17 protein-coding genes and 2 pseudogenes are annotated in these 15,292 nt (G+C 67.9%); 9 read left to right on the top strand and 10 right to left on the bottom strand.

Translation table 11 applies throughout. The annotated features are described in order from the left end of the window. Positions 1 to 5: 5 nt before the first annotated feature. Positions 6 to 692, bottom strand: a complete 687-nt coding sequence (locus DL519_RS05755) for a FadR/GntR family transcriptional regulator (protein ID WP_190823784.1) — start codon at positions 690 to 692, stop codon at positions 6 to 8. A 558-nt stretch (positions 693 to 1,250) separates the two neighbouring features. Here DL519_RS05755 and DL519_RS05760 point away from each other — a divergent pair. The 4 genes from DL519_RS05760 to DL519_RS05775 all read left to right on the top strand — a co-directional run bounded on the left by DL519_RS05760 (position 1,251) and on the right by DL519_RS05775 (position 7,021). Then, entirely contained in the window at positions 1,251 to 1,724 is a 474-nt protein-coding gene (locus tag DL519_RS05760; protein WP_190813198.1) for a YcxB family protein, read from the top strand. A 107-nt stretch (positions 1,725 to 1,831) separates the two neighbouring features. Further along, positions 1,832 to 3,547, top strand: coding sequence for an NB-ARC domain-containing protein (locus tag DL519_RS45745; protein ID WP_223838483.1), 1,716 nt, complete (start codon positions 1,832 to 1,834; stop codon positions 3,545 to 3,547). A 281-nt stretch (positions 3,548 to 3,828) separates the two neighbouring features. Continuing rightward, complete coding sequence (locus DL519_RS05770; protein ID WP_190813199.1) at positions 3,829 to 6,489, top strand: sugar-binding protein; 2,661 nt, start codon at positions 3,829 to 3,831, stop codon at positions 6,487 to 6,489. A 37-nt stretch (positions 6,490 to 6,526) separates the two neighbouring features. Next, a complete protein-coding gene (locus DL519_RS05775; RefSeq protein ID WP_263399584.1) occupies positions 6,527 to 7,021 on the top strand; it encodes a damage-control phosphatase ARMT1 family protein in 495 nt (164 codons plus the stop codon). Between the two features lie 98 nt (positions 7,022 to 7,119). Here DL519_RS05775 and DL519_RS05780 read toward each other — a convergent pair. Beyond that, positions 7,120 to 7,365, bottom strand: a pseudogene (locus DL519_RS05780) (SDR family NAD(P)-dependent oxidoreductase); the annotation flags it as partial. A gap of 83 nt (positions 7,366 to 7,448) precedes the next feature. Between DL519_RS05780 and DL519_RS48415 the strand changes: the two are divergent. After that, complete coding sequence (locus DL519_RS48415) at positions 7,449 to 7,577, top strand: hypothetical protein (protein ID WP_263399585.1); 129 nt, start codon at positions 7,449 to 7,451, stop codon at positions 7,575 to 7,577. A 276-nt stretch (positions 7,578 to 7,853) separates the two neighbouring features. On the opposite strand, the gene lhgO is transcribed toward DL519_RS48415, so the two are convergent. Further along, positions 7,854 to 9,101: an L-2-hydroxyglutarate oxidase gene (lhgO, locus tag DL519_RS05785; protein ID WP_190813201.1), complete on the bottom strand. Its 1,248-nt coding sequence runs from the start codon at positions 9,099 to 9,101 to the stop codon at positions 7,854 to 7,856. A 91-nt stretch (positions 9,102 to 9,192) separates the two neighbouring features. Here lhgO and DL519_RS05790 point away from each other — a divergent pair, with 91 nt between their 5' ends. Then, entirely contained in the window at positions 9,193 to 9,843 is a 651-nt protein-coding gene (locus DL519_RS05790) for a GntR family transcriptional regulator (protein ID WP_223838484.1), read from the top strand. Positions 9,844 to 9,954: 111 nt separating this feature from the next. Here DL519_RS05790 and DL519_RS05795 read toward each other — a convergent pair whose 3' ends face one another. The 4 genes from DL519_RS05795 to DL519_RS45755 are packed head-to-tail and all read right to left on the bottom strand — an operon-like array spanning position 9,955 to position 11,011. Then, on the bottom strand, positions 9,955 to 10,122 hold the full coding sequence (locus DL519_RS05795) for a hypothetical protein (protein ID WP_190813203.1): 168 nt from the start codon (positions 10,120 to 10,122) through the stop codon (positions 9,955 to 9,957). Next, positions 10,119 to 10,364, bottom strand: a complete 246-nt coding sequence (locus tag DL519_RS05800) for an amidohydrolase family protein (RefSeq protein WP_223838485.1) — start codon at positions 10,362 to 10,364, stop codon at positions 10,119 to 10,121. The genes DL519_RS05795 and DL519_RS05800 overlap by 4 nt, the downstream gene beginning before the upstream one ends. Next, positions 10,357 to 10,650: a zinc ribbon domain-containing protein gene (locus tag DL519_RS45750; protein WP_223838486.1), complete on the bottom strand. Its 294-nt coding sequence runs from the start codon at positions 10,648 to 10,650 to the stop codon at positions 10,357 to 10,359. The genes DL519_RS05800 and DL519_RS45750 overlap by 8 nt, the downstream gene beginning before the upstream one ends. Before the next feature lie 16 nt (positions 10,651 to 10,666). Then, positions 10,667 to 11,011 (bottom strand): hypothetical protein, encoded by a 345-nt coding sequence (locus DL519_RS45755; RefSeq protein ID WP_223838487.1) that lies wholly within the window; start codon positions 11,009 to 11,011, stop codon positions 10,667 to 10,669. 132 nt (positions 11,012 to 11,143) lie between these two features. Here DL519_RS45755 and tnpA point away from each other — a divergent pair. Beyond that, a pseudogene (gene tnpA, locus DL519_RS05810) lies at positions 11,144 to 11,588 on the top strand (IS200/IS605 family transposase). A 127-nt stretch (positions 11,589 to 11,715) separates the two neighbouring features. On the opposite strand, the gene DL519_RS05815 reads toward tnpA, so the two are convergent. The 3 genes from DL519_RS05815 to DL519_RS05825 form a co-directional block, all read right to left on the bottom strand. Further along, positions 11,716 to 12,081 (bottom strand): RNA-binding S4 domain-containing protein, encoded by a 366-nt coding sequence (locus DL519_RS05815; RefSeq protein ID WP_190823786.1) that lies wholly within the window; start codon positions 12,079 to 12,081, stop codon positions 11,716 to 11,718. A 130-nt stretch (positions 12,082 to 12,211) separates the two neighbouring features. Beyond that, positions 12,212 to 12,595, bottom strand: coding sequence for a DUF397 domain-containing protein (locus DL519_RS05820; RefSeq protein ID WP_190813204.1), 384 nt, complete (start codon positions 12,593 to 12,595; stop codon positions 12,212 to 12,214). Then, complete coding sequence (locus DL519_RS05825) at positions 12,592 to 13,416, bottom strand: helix-turn-helix domain-containing protein (protein ID WP_263399586.1); 825 nt, start codon at positions 13,414 to 13,416, stop codon at positions 12,592 to 12,594. The genes DL519_RS05820 and DL519_RS05825 overlap by 4 nt, the downstream gene beginning before the upstream one ends. Positions 13,417 to 13,965: 549 nt before the next feature. Here DL519_RS05825 and DL519_RS05830 point away from each other — a divergent pair. Both DL519_RS05830 and DL519_RS05835 read left to right on the top strand, forming a co-directional pair. Beyond that, entirely contained in the window at positions 13,966 to 14,172 is a 207-nt protein-coding gene (locus tag DL519_RS05830) for a hypothetical protein (RefSeq protein ID WP_223838488.1), read from the top strand. Positions 14,173 to 14,330: 158 nt separating this feature from the next. Then, a complete protein-coding gene (locus DL519_RS05835; protein WP_190813207.1) occupies positions 14,331 to 15,251 on the top strand; it encodes a DUF5996 family protein in 921 nt (306 codons plus the stop codon). The last annotated feature ends 41 nt before the right edge of the window (positions 15,252 to 15,292 follow it).

The following is a 15,292-nucleotide window of genomic DNA, read 5'->3' on the forward strand; positions in this document are numbered from 1 at the left end:
TGGATTCAGATTTCCCCGTTCTCATCCACTGCGGGCACCGCGGTCGCGGTCTTGGGCCCGACGATGTTGCTGAGCGTGCTTTCGACACGCGTCAGGTGCTGGGTCATCGCCTCGGTCGCGGCGAGTTCGTCGCCGCGACCGATCGCTTCGAGGAGTCCCCGGTGCTCGACGTTGGACGCCGTGCGCCGGTCGGTGAGCTGGTTGAGCAGGGTCGACTGCCTGGCCAGCGCGTCCCGGATCTCCTCGATCACCTTCCCGAAGACCGGGTTGCCCGATGCCTGGGCGATGGTGATGTGGAACAGCGAGTCCAACGCCACCCAAGCGGTGTTGTCGGTCTCCTGCTCCATCCGTTCCACCAGTTCGGTGAGCGCATCCAGGTGGTCCGAGGTGTGCCGCTGGGCGGCGTAGGCCGCGGCCGGAACCTCCACGTGCCGTCGGACTTCGAGGATGTCCCGCGCCGAGTAGGGGCCGAACACCGGGTTGTCGACTGGCCGGTTGGAGACCACGAACGTGCCCTTGCCGGTCTTCGACGCCGTCAGGCCGAGGGCCTGGAGGCCCCGCAGCGCCTCCCGGACGACCGACCGGCTGACTTCGAACTCCTTGCCGAGGCTGGCCTCGGCAGGCAACTTGTCGCCGACCGCGTACTCGCCCCGCTCGATCGCGTCGCGCAGGTGGGCGAGGACTGCTTCCATCGCGCCGATGCGCCGGACACCGTGTCCGGCTGCCCGGCTGTCGGACAGGTTCATGGCACGAAAGAGTGAATGCGAACACGCTCTGCTGTCAAGTCGGCCGAGTCATACGTCCGAGAAGGTGAAGTTTACCGGTTTGATGCCCGTGTGACCGCTGTTGACGACTGTGCCCGGTGCTTCGACCAAGCCCTCCAGCGGCTGGTGTGCCCGCGTCTCGCGACTCGAGGGCGCGTCGATCGGCGCTCCCTCAACCGCGCCGGGCGAACACGCCGATCGCGTCCGGCCCCAGCGCAGGAGCGCCGCGCCGCAGCAGGTTGCTCTCGGTGATGCCGTACTCGTAGATCTAGTCGCCGAGGAAGAACACCGAGTCCAGGTCCTCCACGCGCACCCGATTCCCGGACGAGGGTCACTGTGATCGAAAATGCCTGGAGCAGGATCGCAATCCACTGCCGTGGATTGCGCTCTCGTGCGCGATAAGTAGCCGGCCGAGGCTGTTGCAGTCTCGATACCTGCCCGGGGCCGTGAAAACGGTGGTGCGCGCCCTAATATGCAGCGGTGCAGATGTCCTTCGAGGTCCCCTACGACGCGCAGCAGCTGCGGCGCACCATCCGGTTCCTGGTTCGCAACCAGCTGATGCTCATCCGCATCTTGGGCGGGGTGCTCGCGCTGCTGGGGCTCCTCCTGGTCGTGCTGGACCCATCGGAGCCGTTCGGGTACACGGCGGTGGTCGGCGGACTGGTGCTGGTGTTCGCGATCGGGCCGATCCTGGTGGCCGTGGTGATGCGGATGCAGGCCGCGGCCATCAAGCAGGGATTCCGCCTGGTGCTCAACGACGAGTGGATGCAGATCTCCTACCCGTTGTGCGAGTCGCGGCTCTGGTGGGCCGGTCTCGGGCGCGCGGTGGAAACTCCCGAGGTCTGGTACGTGATGTTCGGCAAGGCCCAGGCCGTGGTGGTCCCGAAGGGCGTGATGACCCCGCAGCAGCAGGCCGAGTTCGCGGACTTCATCGCGCGGCTGCGGCCCGCCCCGGCCTGACGAGGCGGACCCGCACATGTCCTTTCCCCGCACGGGTTTTCACCGCTGGCGCTAAGATCGGCCGGAAAACGTCGCATTGGGCCAGATGGTATGGGGGTGGGTGGCTCGTGGGCGATGAGGGCGAGACGAACAATGAGCAGAGCGGCACGGTCAACGGGCCGGTTGCGCAGGTGGGTGCCGTCTACGGCGGTGTTCACTTCGGCGGGCAGCACCAGGAGCCGGTGGTGCCGCGGCAGCTGCCGCAGGCCGTTGCCCCGTTCGCCGGGCAGGCGGACGAACTGGCCGCGTTGCACGCCGTGCTGGCGGATTCCGCCCGGGCGGTGGTGATCTCGGCGGTCGAGGGCGCCACGGGCATCGGCAAGACGGCCCTGGCGGTGCACTGGGCGAATCAGGTGGCGGACCGGTTCCCCGGCGGGCAGTTGTACGCGGACCTGCGGGGTTCTGACCCTTCCGGCTGGCCGGCGAGACCCGGCGATGTGCTCCGGAGTTTCCTGGAAGCCTTGGGAGAAGACAGGATTCCGTCGGACGTTGCTGCTCAGGCGGCCCGGTACCGCACGTTGCTGGCCGACAAGCGGGTTCTGGTGGTGCTGGACGACGTCCGCGACGCCGAGCAGGTGCGCCCGCTGCTGCCCGGTGGTTCCAACTCCTTCATCGTGCTGACCAGCCGAAACCCGCTGACCGGCCTGATCGTCGAGGGCGCCCGCTCGCTGATGCTGGACGTGCTCAGCGCGGGCGAGGCGCGCGAGCTCCTGGTCCGTCGGTTGGGGGAGGACCGGCTGGCGGCCGAGCCGCAGGCCGCCGACGAGCTGATCGAACTTTGCGGGCGGCTGCCACAAGCGCTGAGCGTCGTGGCGGCCAGCGCGGCGAGCGTGCCGTTTTCCGCGTTGGCAGCGGAGTTGCGCAACGCGGTCGGCCCGCCGGGTGTCGGCAACCTGTCGGCGAGGATGGCGGCGGTGCTCGACTGGGCCCGCGCGCGAACGGCGCCACCGCCGGTCGATGGGGACTGGCGCAGCCGCGTGCGGACTCCGGTGTGGCTCCGCAGCCCGAAGGTGCTTTTCGCGGCAGCCGCGGCGGTCGCGGCGGCCACGTTGTTCGTCTCCACCCCGATGATCGCCGCTTCGAGCTTCCTGGGGCTCGGCTACTTCTTGATCCGGTTCGCCCTGCTGTTCGCCGGGTTGGTGCTGATGGAGCGCCCCGGCGGACGGGGCGCGATCGGTACCGGGCTGGTCGTCGCGAACGCGGTCTACTGCCTCGTGGACGCGCTCGCCTCGATCCACGCCGAGGCCGATGTGTGGGTCTGGCTGGAGTTCTTCTTCGTGATCGCCTTCACCGTCATGCTGGTCATGCGGCTGGCGTCGTTCGACGTGCTGCCCCGGCGCGCCCGCATCGTGCCGCCGACCCGGCGCCCGCTCGCTTACGTCGTGGTGGGCGCAGCCGCCGCGCAGTTCATTCTGCTGTTCGCCGGGATCCCGCACGAATACGGCAGCATGACCGTGCTGGCCGGGGTGGGAGCGCTGGCGGCATTGCTGCCAGTGGTCGCGATCGGCGGGCTGTGCGCGGCCACCGCACTCACGGAGCCCGGCGACGAATCCCAGCGGGCCTTCGTCGCCGCGACCGTCGCCGCCTACCTCGGCCCGGAACTGCTGCTCCTGCTCGGCTCCCTGCTCCTCGGCCCCCGATTCACCTACCTCGGCAACGCCTTCTGGTCCGACGGCGCATATCAGGGTTCCTGGGGCACCTTCGCGGTTGCGCAAGCCGTCGCGGCGGCAGCGCTGCTTGCGTCGACATGGGTGCTGCTCCGGCGCGCCGCCGAGCAGGCCTGACCTGGACCAGCCTGCGCTCAGCGGTCCAGCCGTTCGGCGGCTTGGGTTGCCTTTTCCCTGGTTGCGCGACCGACCCGCCGCGATACCTCTGTGCTGCGGTTGATTCGCGCGAGCGCGCGTGCCGCGTCGAAGCGAGTTTGATCGATCTTCGCTCCTACTGCTCCCACCGAGGTCGTCCTGAAGTGTGAGATGTCGTCTGCGGTAGCTGTTCTTGGGTGCGCGGAGATCGGGGCCGTGCCATTCTCGGCGCCGCGTGATCGTCTCGTCCGAGGAGTGGATCGGTGCCATCGGTTCGTGCAGGTTCGGTTGTCGCGCTGGCGGCGGCGCTGGGTGCGGGGATTCTGGCCCCAACGGCTTCCGCGCAGCCGGATTCGCCGCAAGACCTGGAAGTTCTCTTCGTCGGGGCGCATCCGGACGACGAGGCTTCGCTGCTGTCCACCTTCGGTCGCTGGCAGCACGACCACCAGGTGCGGACCGGTGTCGTGACCATCACCCGCGGCGAAGGGGGTGGCAACGCGGTCGGGCCGGAGGAAGGACCGGCGTTGGGCCTGCTGCGCGAAGGCGAGGAACGCCGTGCTGTCGGAGGTCTCGGCATCTCGGACGTGTACAACTTGGACAAGCCCGACCTCTACTACACGGTGAGCGCGCCGCTGACCGAGCAGGCCTGGCACCACGACGAGGTGCTGGCGAAGCTCGTCCGCGTCGTGCGGCAAACCCGGCCCGAGGTCGTGGTGACCATGGACCCCGCGCCCGCCCCGGGCAACCACGGCAACCACCAGTACGCGGCGCGGCTCGCGATCGAGGCCTACCACCAGGCCGCCGATCCCGCGGCGTTCCCGGAGCAGATCAGCGACGAAGGACTCTCGCCGTGGTCCGTGCGCCGGGTGGTGTCCAACGCGGCCGGGGCGGAGGAAGAAGTCCGAGGCCCGGACTGCGAGAAGCGCACCACCCTGGCGGATTCGCCGGGACCCGAGTACTACGTGTACGGGGTCAGCGGGGACACCAACTGGGAGCAGCGGGAACGCGTCGCCGAACGCGTGTACCAGAGCCAGGGGTGGGCCACCCGGCCGGACATCCCGGGCGATCCCGCGCAGATCGGCTGCGATCACCTCACCGAGATGGCCAACCGCGCGCCGCACGTGCCAGCGGCGCAAGGCGCGGATGCGCCGTTGCTCGGGGCACTGCTGCCGATTCCCGGCGGCTTGCCGGTCGGAACCGGGCTGACCGCGACCGCAGAGCGCTCGCAGATCACCGCCGGTGGGAGCACGCCGGTTCAAGTCGAGGTGACCGCCCCAGCGAACACGGCGTTGCAGGCGGGTCGGGTCGCGCTGGATCTGCCGCCAGGATGGGAAGTCCAGGGCGACGGTGCGTTCGAGCCGCTGGAACCGGGGGCGACCGAACGAGTCGACCTAGCGGTGGCGGTTCCTGGCCAGCACCGATCCGAGCGGGTTCAGGTGCCGGTGCGCATCGAATCCCCGCAGGGCCGCGGGGAAAGCGAGCTGCGATTCGACGTCGTCCCACCGGTCGTGGCCGAGCAGGCGCCGCTGCCGGGTGTCGCGGAGTTCCAGCGGTGGACCACCGAAGCGCAGCTTCCGCTGCTGCAGAACGAGGTCGCACCGGTCCAGACGGTCCCGGCCCTCGGCGAACGCGATGTGCAAGTGGTCGTGCACAATTACAGCGCGCAACCCCGTTCCGGCACGGTTCGGTTCGTGCCGCCTCAGGGGTTCGAGGTGCCGAACGCCGAGCAGCCGTTCCAGGCAATCGCTCCCGGGGAAATCGCGATGCTCACCTTCGGGGTGCGCAGCACGGACCCGGAAATGCCCACCGGAATGCAGGGCGGCGATCACACCTACACCCTGATCACCCGCACCGATGACGGCGCGACGGGCGAGAGCGCCGCAGCCTTGGAACTGGCACCGGCCACGACGATTCCACAAGCCGGCACCGAGCCGGTGGTGGACGGCGAAGCGGGGCCGCGGGAGTACCCGGGCACACCGCTCAACGCATCCGCGCTGTGGGAAGGGGAGGAGTGCGCGGCACCGGATTGTGCCGCTACCGCAAGGTTTTCCTGGCACGGTGAGACGTTGTACGCGTTGGTCGACGTAGTGGACGAGAAGCAGGGCGCGCTCCTGACGGCCGAGGACTGCAAGCGGCACTGGCGCACCGACGCCGTCGAGATCACCATCGACCCGAAGGCGGATTCGGAGAACACGTCGAGCACGTTCAAGGTGGCGGTGCTGCCGACCACCAGCGGATCCGGGGCACCCTGCTACGCCAGGGACGCCGACAACCACCAGGGACCGGGCGAGGAGACCGCGCCCGGCGTCAAGCTCGCGTCCAAGCTGCGCGAGGGCGGGTACGCGGTCGAGCTGGCCATCCCGCTGCGGGTGCTGCCCGGTTCGGTCGATCCCCGGAAGCTGGGCCTGAACGTCATGGTGTACGACTCGGACACCCAGGACCTGACCGGTCAGTCCCGGATCGGCTGGTCCACCTGGGGAGGCGTGCAAGGCGACCCGTACCGCTGGGGCCAGGCGATCCTCCAGGACCGGCCGGCCGACTTGCAGGCCCCGCCACCTGCCCCGGTGCTCCCGCCGGACGCGCTGTCCTCCGTGGACTCTCCGCGGTCGATAGACCAGGCGGTACGGCTGAACACCTCGCTGGGGGGCGCTCCGCCGGCGGGCGACGCGGGAACCCGGCTCACCGGTGCGCAAGCCGGGCATGGTGAGGTTCACGCCCGCCTCGACGTGAACGCCCCGGGCCGGGTCCACTTGTTCGCGCTGGACGCCAACGGAGCAGTCCTGGCGGACCAACAGCTCGACGCGAACCACCAAGGCGAACGAAACGTCTCGATCAAGGTCCCCAACGGCACCCCGGCGAGGGTCCTGGCCGGCTTCACCACCCCCGGCGGAGCCACCACAGCCTCCGCAACCGATGTGCCCTGACCAGCCAGAACCCGGGTCAGGTGCGGCATTTCAAGCCGTGGTGCAGGCCGCGGTGTGGGGAAACCAGGCAGACCTCACGTTCCGGATGTCGGCGGGCGCCGAGGGCGCCGCGGCGGGATTGGTGACCGGTGACAGCCTGCTGTTCTGGTCGCTGTTCGCCGCGCCCGGTCCCGTCCACCTCGTCGCCGACAACTCCGCTGGCGAGCTGGCCGCCGACCTGGTGCTGGTCGAACACCTGCTGACGACCGGCCGCGCGGACCGCGTCGTCCTGCACGTCAAGCCGAACCGGTACTACGTCTCCGATGCCACGCCCGCCAACGTGCTCGGCGTCCTGCACCACCTGATCGCCCGCGGCCGATCCGGACCGTGGTGGACCGGATGCTGGCCGACCACCCGGAGGTCTGGGCGGGCGCGGGCTCCAAGCACGCGATGTTCCCGACGACGTTCGGCGAGCTGGTGCGGATCACCGGCGGCTTGCCCGCCGAAGTGGAGAAACCTGAGCGGCACCCCGACGGCACCAGCTCGTGAGTGATGATTCCGGTTCTTACCGGAAAACTCACTCACGACCCCACGTTGCGCAACGAGGCCCCGCCAGGTGGGGGCCTCGTTCTTGCTTGCGGCGCAAGCGGATCAGACGCTCGGTTCGAAGCGGCCGTCGATCGCCGTCCAACCGCCCTCCACCAGCTGGAGGCTGCCCGTCACGTACGAGGCGGCGTCCGAGGCGAGGTACACCACAGCGCCGGCGATCTCGTCGGCGTTCGTCCAGCGCTTCAACGCGGTCTTGTCCGCGTACGCGTCGTACCAGCCCTGATCGGACTTGATCTGCTCGGTCAGCGGGGTCTCGAACGGTCCTGGCGCGATCGCGTTGACCCGCACGAGCTGGCCGGGGAGGTGGGCGCGATCGGGCAGCGCATCTGGGACGGACTGCGGGTTGGCCGGGTCCGAGCCCCGTCGTCGCGTTGCGAGTCCTGAAATCCGAGGTCGTGGTGGGACTCGACGACGCGACCGCCGAGACGTTGGACAAGACCGGTGACGCCTGGCGGACCAGCGGCTCGCACGCGTTCATCCAGGCGGCTCGCCCGGTCTGAACGCCGCCGATCCGGCTCCAGGCGGTATCGCTTCCGCCATAGCGGAAGACACCACAACGCCTCGCGCATAGTTTTGAGTTCCCCGGTGCCCGTAGGATCGGGGTGCGCCGAATTGGCCCTACCGGTTCTCGGTATGCGATTGGGATTCGGCACCGGGTGGGTAGACCCGGTGGCGGAATTTGCAGTTGGAGTTGGCTATCCGACCAACCCGCTGACGCGCATGGTGGACGGGAACGCCCGTCGCGGCACGTGGTTGCGCCGCAACGGGTTTCCAGGTCAGATGTCGGTCTGGGACTCGCGCACGCTCAGGGCGATGTCGGCGAGCCCGAGCTGGTCGAAGGCCTCGGCGGCGATGTGGCTGCCGATGAGCAGGCTGGAAGTCGCCGCCGGCGACGGGGCGTTGAGCACGTGGATCGCGCGCGGGGTTTGGCTGATGACGAAGTCGTCGACCAGCTCACCGGAGGCCTTGACGGCCTGCGCCCGCACGCCGCTGCCGTGCCGACGTAGGTCTTCGCCGTTGATCTCCGGGAGCATCCGGCGGACTTCGCGGACGAACAACGGCCAGATCAGCGATCGGCTGATTTCCGCGAGTCCGTAACGCCAATAGCGTCGAGCGAGCCCGCGCAAGGCGGGATCGCGCAGCAGTTCGCCCAGCATACGAGGGTCGACGTCGCGCCACCGGTATCCCTGGCGGGCCAGGGCGGGCACGGCGTTGGGGCCCACGTGCACGGTGTCGTCGAGCATCGGCGTCACGTGCACGCCGAGGAAGGGGAGGCCCGGGTCGGGAACCGGGTAGACCGGATGGCTGATCAGCCCGCGGCGAGCCGGGCGGATCTCGGCGTACTCACCGCGGAAGGGCATGATCCGCACCGGCGGCCGGTGCCCGGCGGCTTCGGCGATCTTGTCGCTGTGCAAGCCGGCGCAGTTGACGATGATTCGCGCCCGGATCTCGCCGGTGGGCGTGTGGACGACCGTCCGGTCGCGGCCGACGCTGAACGACCGCGCCAGTGAGTTCGTGCGCAGATCGGCCCCGAGTTCGGTGAGCTCGGCGGCGAAGGCTCGGCACACCTGGCCGAAGTCGGTCATCGCGGTGTCGGCGACCGCCAACGCGCCTACCCCGGCGACGTGCGGTTCGCGCTCGGCGATTTCAGCGCGGTTCAACCGCTGCACCGTGACGCCGTTCTGCCGGCCTCGGACTGCGAGCGCATCCAGCCGCGGCAGTTGGTCCTCGGCCGTGGCGACCACGATCTTGCCGGTGCGTTTGACCGGCACGCCGTGCTCGTCGCAGTAGCGGATCATCGCCTCCCCGCCGGCGCGGGCCAGCCGCGCCTTGAGGCTGCCCGGCGCGTAATAGAGACCACTGTGGATAACGTTGCTGTTGTGCCCGGACTGGTGCGCGCCCCACCGCGATTCCTTCTCCAGGACGGCCACGGCGGCGTCCGGGCGTGCGCGCAGCACCGCCCTCGCTGTGGCCAGCCCGAGCAATCCACCGCCGATGATTGCGACGTCGACGTCACCGGACATCCGGGAAACCATCCTTTCGCGTTGAATCGCAGCGAATGTATACAGTCGCTGCGGATAGGACAAGGGATATGCTGGCGCAGTGACTCGTGCAGTGACTCGTGCAGCCCGGACCAGTAACAGCGCCGAGACGATCGCCGCGCGGCTGCGGAAATCCATCCGGGGCGGCGAGCTCCTCCCCGGCACCCGCCTGGTCCAGGAACAACTGGCCGGCGAAATGGAAGTCAGCCGCATCCCGCTGCGCGAGGCCCTGCACGCACTGGCCGCCGAAGGCCTCATCGAGGTGCAACCGCAGCGCGGCATGATCGTCGCCGAGCTCAGCCACGACGACATCACCGAGCTCTTCGAACTGCGCCTCCAGCTCGAACCGCATCTCGCCGACGAGATCGTGCGCGGTTGCCGCGAACGCGACATCGACGAACTGCAGGCCATGGCCGATCAGATGCGCGAGAAGGGTGCCGACCCGGAAGGCCGCGCGTCCCTCAACTACCAGTTCCACCGCCGGATCTACGACCTGTCCGAGCGGCGGCTCGCGCTGCGCTTCATCGACCAGCTGCTGCACCTCGTCGAGCCCTACAGCCGCCGCTGGGTCCGCTCCGGGCGCGACCTGAAACGCATCGACGACGAACACCAGGCGATGGTCGACGCACTCAGGCTCCGCGATGCGGAAGCGCTGCGACGCGTGATCAAGGCCCACGTCGAGGGCGCCCGGGACCACGTCCTCGCCGCCCACGACGAGACCTGAGCAGCGCTCGACGTCGCGTGGCGTACCGGGAGCGTCACCAGCCGTTGAACACCGTCCAGGGGGTTGCCTTGCGGACCCGTCCTTGGCGTGGACCACGGGCTCCCCGATGTGCTACCTCGACGACTGGCCGGAGTTGAGGAGAGACCGATGAGGCTGCGCGAGCTGGTGCCTGGTTGCGGGGATGACTTCTTCGATGCGGTCCGGCGTCCAGGACAGGTTGCTGACTCCGACGGCGCGCGTGCCATCCCGAACGGGGATGCCCTCCAGCCAACGCGTCATGCGGTCACCTCCGCCTTCCAGCGCGCCTTCTGCTCGGCCGGGGCGAAGCATGCGTCGAACGAGTTCCCGGCCAGGGTCGCGAGCTGCTGGTCGTCCAGGCCGACTGCGCTGCGCAGCGCCGCGAAGTTGTCGTCTACGTAGCCGCCGAAGTAGGCGGGGTCGTCGCTGTTGACGCAGACGAGCAGGCCCTCGTCGAGCATCGCGGGCAGGACTTGACTGCGCCCCCGCCTGAAGCTATCCACGGGGGGTTCTTCGTCCCTCGTCTCCGGGCGTAGAGGGCGCGGTACAGGTATAGGTTCGTTCAGAGTGCGGCAGCGCGTGCTTGGTTCTCGCCCCGCATGCTGCGCAGTCCATCGTCGTGTGCTTCGGATCGACAAGCACCACCAGGCGGCCGTGCTTGCGCCCCATCATGATCAGTTCGTTCTTCGTGGCCGAGATCGCGGCATCAGCCGCTTTCCTGGCCATCGTGGTCTTCGCGAGAAATTTCGGGCGGCAGTCCTCCACCGCGATCACATCGTGATCGGTCACCACACGCACGGCCCATTCACGGGCCGTGTCCTGACGCCGGCGGGCGACCTTCGCGTACGCTTTCGCGGCCTGACGTTGGGCTTATCCGGAACCCACGCAGCGTGTAGTTCACGCTCGGACGCGCCAGCGCCTTTTTCTTCAACTTCGGCATCCCCGCCCGCTGCCGCACCGGCAACCCGGCCTTGATGTCCTTCAACGCCTTGGCACGGGACCGGGCGAAGTCACGGATGATCTGCTGCTGCGGAACCGAACCACCGGCACCGAGCCAGTCGTGTTCACTCCGCCACCCGGTCAGCAGCTTGTCCAGGTGCGCGGGACCGCATTTCTCGCCCGCACGGTGCGCCTGACGGGAAGTGGCCACGCACTGGTTCCATACCCACCGGCACCGATCCCACTCGGCCAGCAGCGCACGCCGGGAGGCCGACGATAAGCGAAGCCGATAGGTGTACCGGGCGTGCCCGGTCTCCCCGGTCTTCACTGCTGCTGCCGCCAGATGGATCACCGTAGTATTGGGTTAACGGTCATCGACAGCGAGTTCCGTACCGGCAGACACGAGTTTTCGTCATGCATGCCCACTTGGTTTTCATCACGAAGTACCGCCACCCCGTGTTCACCGACACACACCTGACCCGCATAGAAGAAATCATGCGGGAGGTATGCGGCGACTTCGAAACCGAGCTGGAAGAGTTCAACGGCGAAGTTGACCACGTGCATCTGCTGGTCAGCTTCCCACCCAAGGTCACGGTGTCGAAACTGGTCAACTCCCTCAAGGAAGTATCCTCGGCGGCTGTTCCCGCAAAGACTTCGAAGACCTGCGGCCCGCGTACTGGAGAGGTGCCCGGTTGTGGTCGGGCTCGTATTTTGCCGGGTCGGTCGGAGGCGCACCGATTTCCGCGGTGCGCCAGTACATCGAACGGCAAGCCCGCCCCGCTGTTTGAGTGGTCGGCTCAAGCACGGAGTTGACGCGCTTCCGTCCCGCCCTAAGGACGGGGCATCCGCGCTACGTTTCTTCGGTGACCCGCTTCTTCCCGGACCGGGCAGCGATGAACTAGGAGCGCGCGCCGGTCAGATCCCCCCGTCGCGGAACTTTTCGATCATCCGGCGGTCGCGCTTCGTGGGCCGTCCGGCGCCCCGCTCGCGGCGGGCCACAGGCATCGAGACCTCCGGCGGCGGGGCCGGCGTTCGGTCGATGTAGCAGGTGGAGGCGTCGGCCGCGCCCACGCGCCGCTGGATCACCCGCACCACCTCGACGATCCGGGTCCGGTCACCGACGCGCGCTCGAATTTCGTCGCCGGGGCACACGGTGGTCGCGGGCTTGGCGGGGCGGTCGTTGACGCGGACGTGCCCGCCGCGACAGGCCGCGGCGGCGTCCGGTCGGGTCTTGGTCAGCCGGACGGCCCAAAGCCAGCGATCAACACGGGTGGACTCCACAGCACTACATGATTGCACGACCAGCCAAGGCCCGAAGCGGGTGCGGTCGGCGGCCTTCAGGTGAATGCCTGACACGGCAACGGGGCTGTGAATCTTTTGGGCTGCCACGAGACTCACAGCCCCGTGCGGATCAGGCCGCTGGCTGCGCGGAGTGCGGAAGGTCGAACTCGCCGGCGCGGACCCCAGCTACGAAGGCATCCCACTCGGTGGCCGTGTAGGACAGCGTTAACGAGCGCGCGGGGAGCGACTGGAGATCGGCCCCGCCGTCGGTGCGGTGCACGATGCGGATGGTGCGGCTGGTGCCGACGGGAAGTCGCCCGGCGACCTCGGCGAGCAGCGTCGACCAAGCGTTGCCGGACACGCTGATGACAGGACCTTCACCGCGGTCCTTGGAATCCCGAACATGAACTGCCCTGTCGCTGAAGCGAACTTCGACGCACGCTTGCGACGGGTTGCTAAACGAACTCTTGAACCAGCCGGTTGGCGGCTGCGTGGACGAGGCAGCGGTGTTCATGACGTCTCCATCTCCTTGCGGACCTGATGGATCATCTCAAGCGAAGCATCGAGATCCAAGGCGCGGTCCACCGCTTCGTCGAAGCTGGCACTGAGTTCGCGCACGACGTGCGGTTTATCGATCAGCGATCCCGTGGTCACGGACTCCTGCCAGACCATGTCGGGCAGCCAGCGAGAATCGAACGCCAACAAGACGAGCCCGCCGCCGATGACCGGATGCGCGCCAGCTGTGTAGGGCATGACGTGAATTCTGAGGTGGTCATGGCTGTCTTCGGCGAGTTTGACAAGACGTGCCAGCTGGTTTGCCATGATCTCGCGACTGCCGACCTCTTGGCGGAGGGCGGTCTGACCGATGACGACGGTGCACGTGAGCGGGTCGGGACCTTGTAGGCGAGGTTGCCGCGCAAGTCGGGATTCAACGCGGGGACCGACGTCGACAGGTTTGATGTAGGGCGATCCGCCTCGGATCATGGCGCGGGCGTAGTCAGCAGTCTGCAATGGACCAGGAATGGTCTCGGGCGCGTATTCACGTGTCGCAGACGCGCCAGCCTCAAGACCGAGGAAGCGCAGGAAGTCTTCCGAGTACATGCGCGCGTAGTCGTCCCACCAGCCGCGCTGCTCGGCTTGTGCTCGCAGCTCTTCGAGTTCGGCGTGCTCGTCGTCGGAGAGCTCGTAGACGCGGGCGAGTTCGTCGAGCTTGGTCGCGGTGAGCTTGCGCTTCGCGATCTCGATCGACGACATGTTGTTGCCGCCGATGCCGGTCTGCTTGCCCACCGCTGCGGCCGTGAGCCCGAGCTGTTCGCGGCGTTCGCGCAGGCGCATTCCCAGCTCAAGAGCCCGAACGGTGCTCGACGCAGGTGTTCGTCCCATCGATGTAGCTCTCCCTGTGTTCTCGGAGCGGTCGACAGATTGTCGATCTCAGTATCACAAGCGGTGAGCGTGTACCCGATCGATCGATGTCACTCTGAGTGTTCTCGCGATAACTTGAGTGTACTCACGATGATATTGAGATCTAGTGAAGTTTCTTCGACTTAGTCAGTGTTTAGATCCGCTTCACTCGAGGAGGGGCAAATGCAGGAGTCACACGCCATGTCACGGGCCTGTGGGGTATCGGAGAGGGGCGAGGTCCGGTACTTCCAGTTCCGTCGGGGCGTTGTCCCGGAGTGGTGTCGGTTCACCCACATCCTTTGCCGTACAAGGGATTCGCTTATCGTCACGTGGTGCCGACAGGTCTTCGAGTTCGACGAAGTCGAGGAATGTTCGCAGCCGGATGGTTTGAAGCTCGGTCTGCGCCGAGCTGTCCGGGAGTGCACGGACTGCATCGTGTCCGCTGCATTCGGACGCGCTGGTGGGCAAGGAGAATCCGACGCTTTGGCGGCGGACGGCATCCCGGCGCGGATCGACACTCCTGGACAAATGGTGTCCGCCATCCGCTTGCTCCAGGGCGACCTCGCCTGCGAAGCGGAGCAGATCTCGCTCGGTGATGTCGATACGGCAAGCCTTGGATGCCTGGCCGTCGAAACGGAGCGGTTTGCCCGCGCGCTCCATCGGTTCGGGTGGCTCGCTGCACAGCGCTAGTGGTGGGGTCGCGCCCTGCCAGGCCGTGGCGTTCTCACACTGGTCGGGCGCGATTTCGCGAGCAGATGCATGCACGTTCGTAAGAGTGCTCCGCAGCGCGGTGCGGCGGCGGGAAATGCACACTGGGGCCGTCAGGTCACGCGTGCCGGGGGGCGGCTATGACGGGTGTTCGAGATTCGGTCGGGGATTGGGCTTCGCTGCGCGTGCAGGATTGGGCCGATACTCGCGACACGCTGCACATGTGGACCCAGGTCGTGGGGAAGGTCCGGTTGGCGATGGAGCCCATGGTCAACCACTGGTGGCAGGTTCCGCTGTACGTCTCGGCTCGCGGGCTGACCACCTCGGTGATGCCGCACGGCGGGCGGTCCTTCGACATCGAGTTCGACTTCTGCGCACACCAGCTGCACATCCGGTCCAGTAGCGGCGACGCGCGGCAGGTCCGATTGGAGCCGAAATCGGTCGCGGAGTTCTACCGGGAGACCATGGCCGCGCTCCGCGAGCTCGACCTGCCGGTTTCCTTCTGGACGATGCCGAGGGAGATCGAGCATGCCATTCCGTTCGAGGAAGACACCAAACACGCCTCCTACCGCCCGGAGCACGCGCACCTGTTCTGGCGGCAGCTGCTCGCCGCCCACCGGGTGCTGACCGAATTCCGGTCCCGGTTCGTGGGGAAGGTCAGCCCGGTCCACTTCTTCTGGGGCGCGATGGACCTGGCGGTCACCCGGTTCTCCGGCCGCACCGCACCGGAACATCCGGGCGGCGCCCCCAACTGCGCGGACTGGGTGATGGTCGAGGGTTATTCCCATGAGCTCAGCAGCTGCGGCTTCTGGCCGGGCGGCCCCGGTGAGGGCACCTTCTACTCGTACGCGTACCCCGAACCCGCCGGGTATGCCCAGCACCCGGTCCGCCCGGACGACGCCTTCTATAACCCCGAGTTCGGCGAGTTCCTGCTGCCCTACGAAACCGTGCGAACCGCGGCGGACCCGGATGCAACCCTGCTCGAGTTCCTGCAGACCACCTACGAAGCCGCCGCCGAACGCGGTGGCTGGGACCGCAGCCAGCTGGAAACCACCCGGTAATCGAGGTGTGGTGCGCGTGGGGCGTCGATTACCGGGGCGAC

The sequence above is a fragment of the Saccharopolyspora pogona genome, assembly GCF_014697215.1.
In the GTDB taxonomy this organism is placed as follows: Bacteria; Actinomycetota; Actinomycetes; order Mycobacteriales; family Pseudonocardiaceae; genus Saccharopolyspora; species Saccharopolyspora hattusasensis.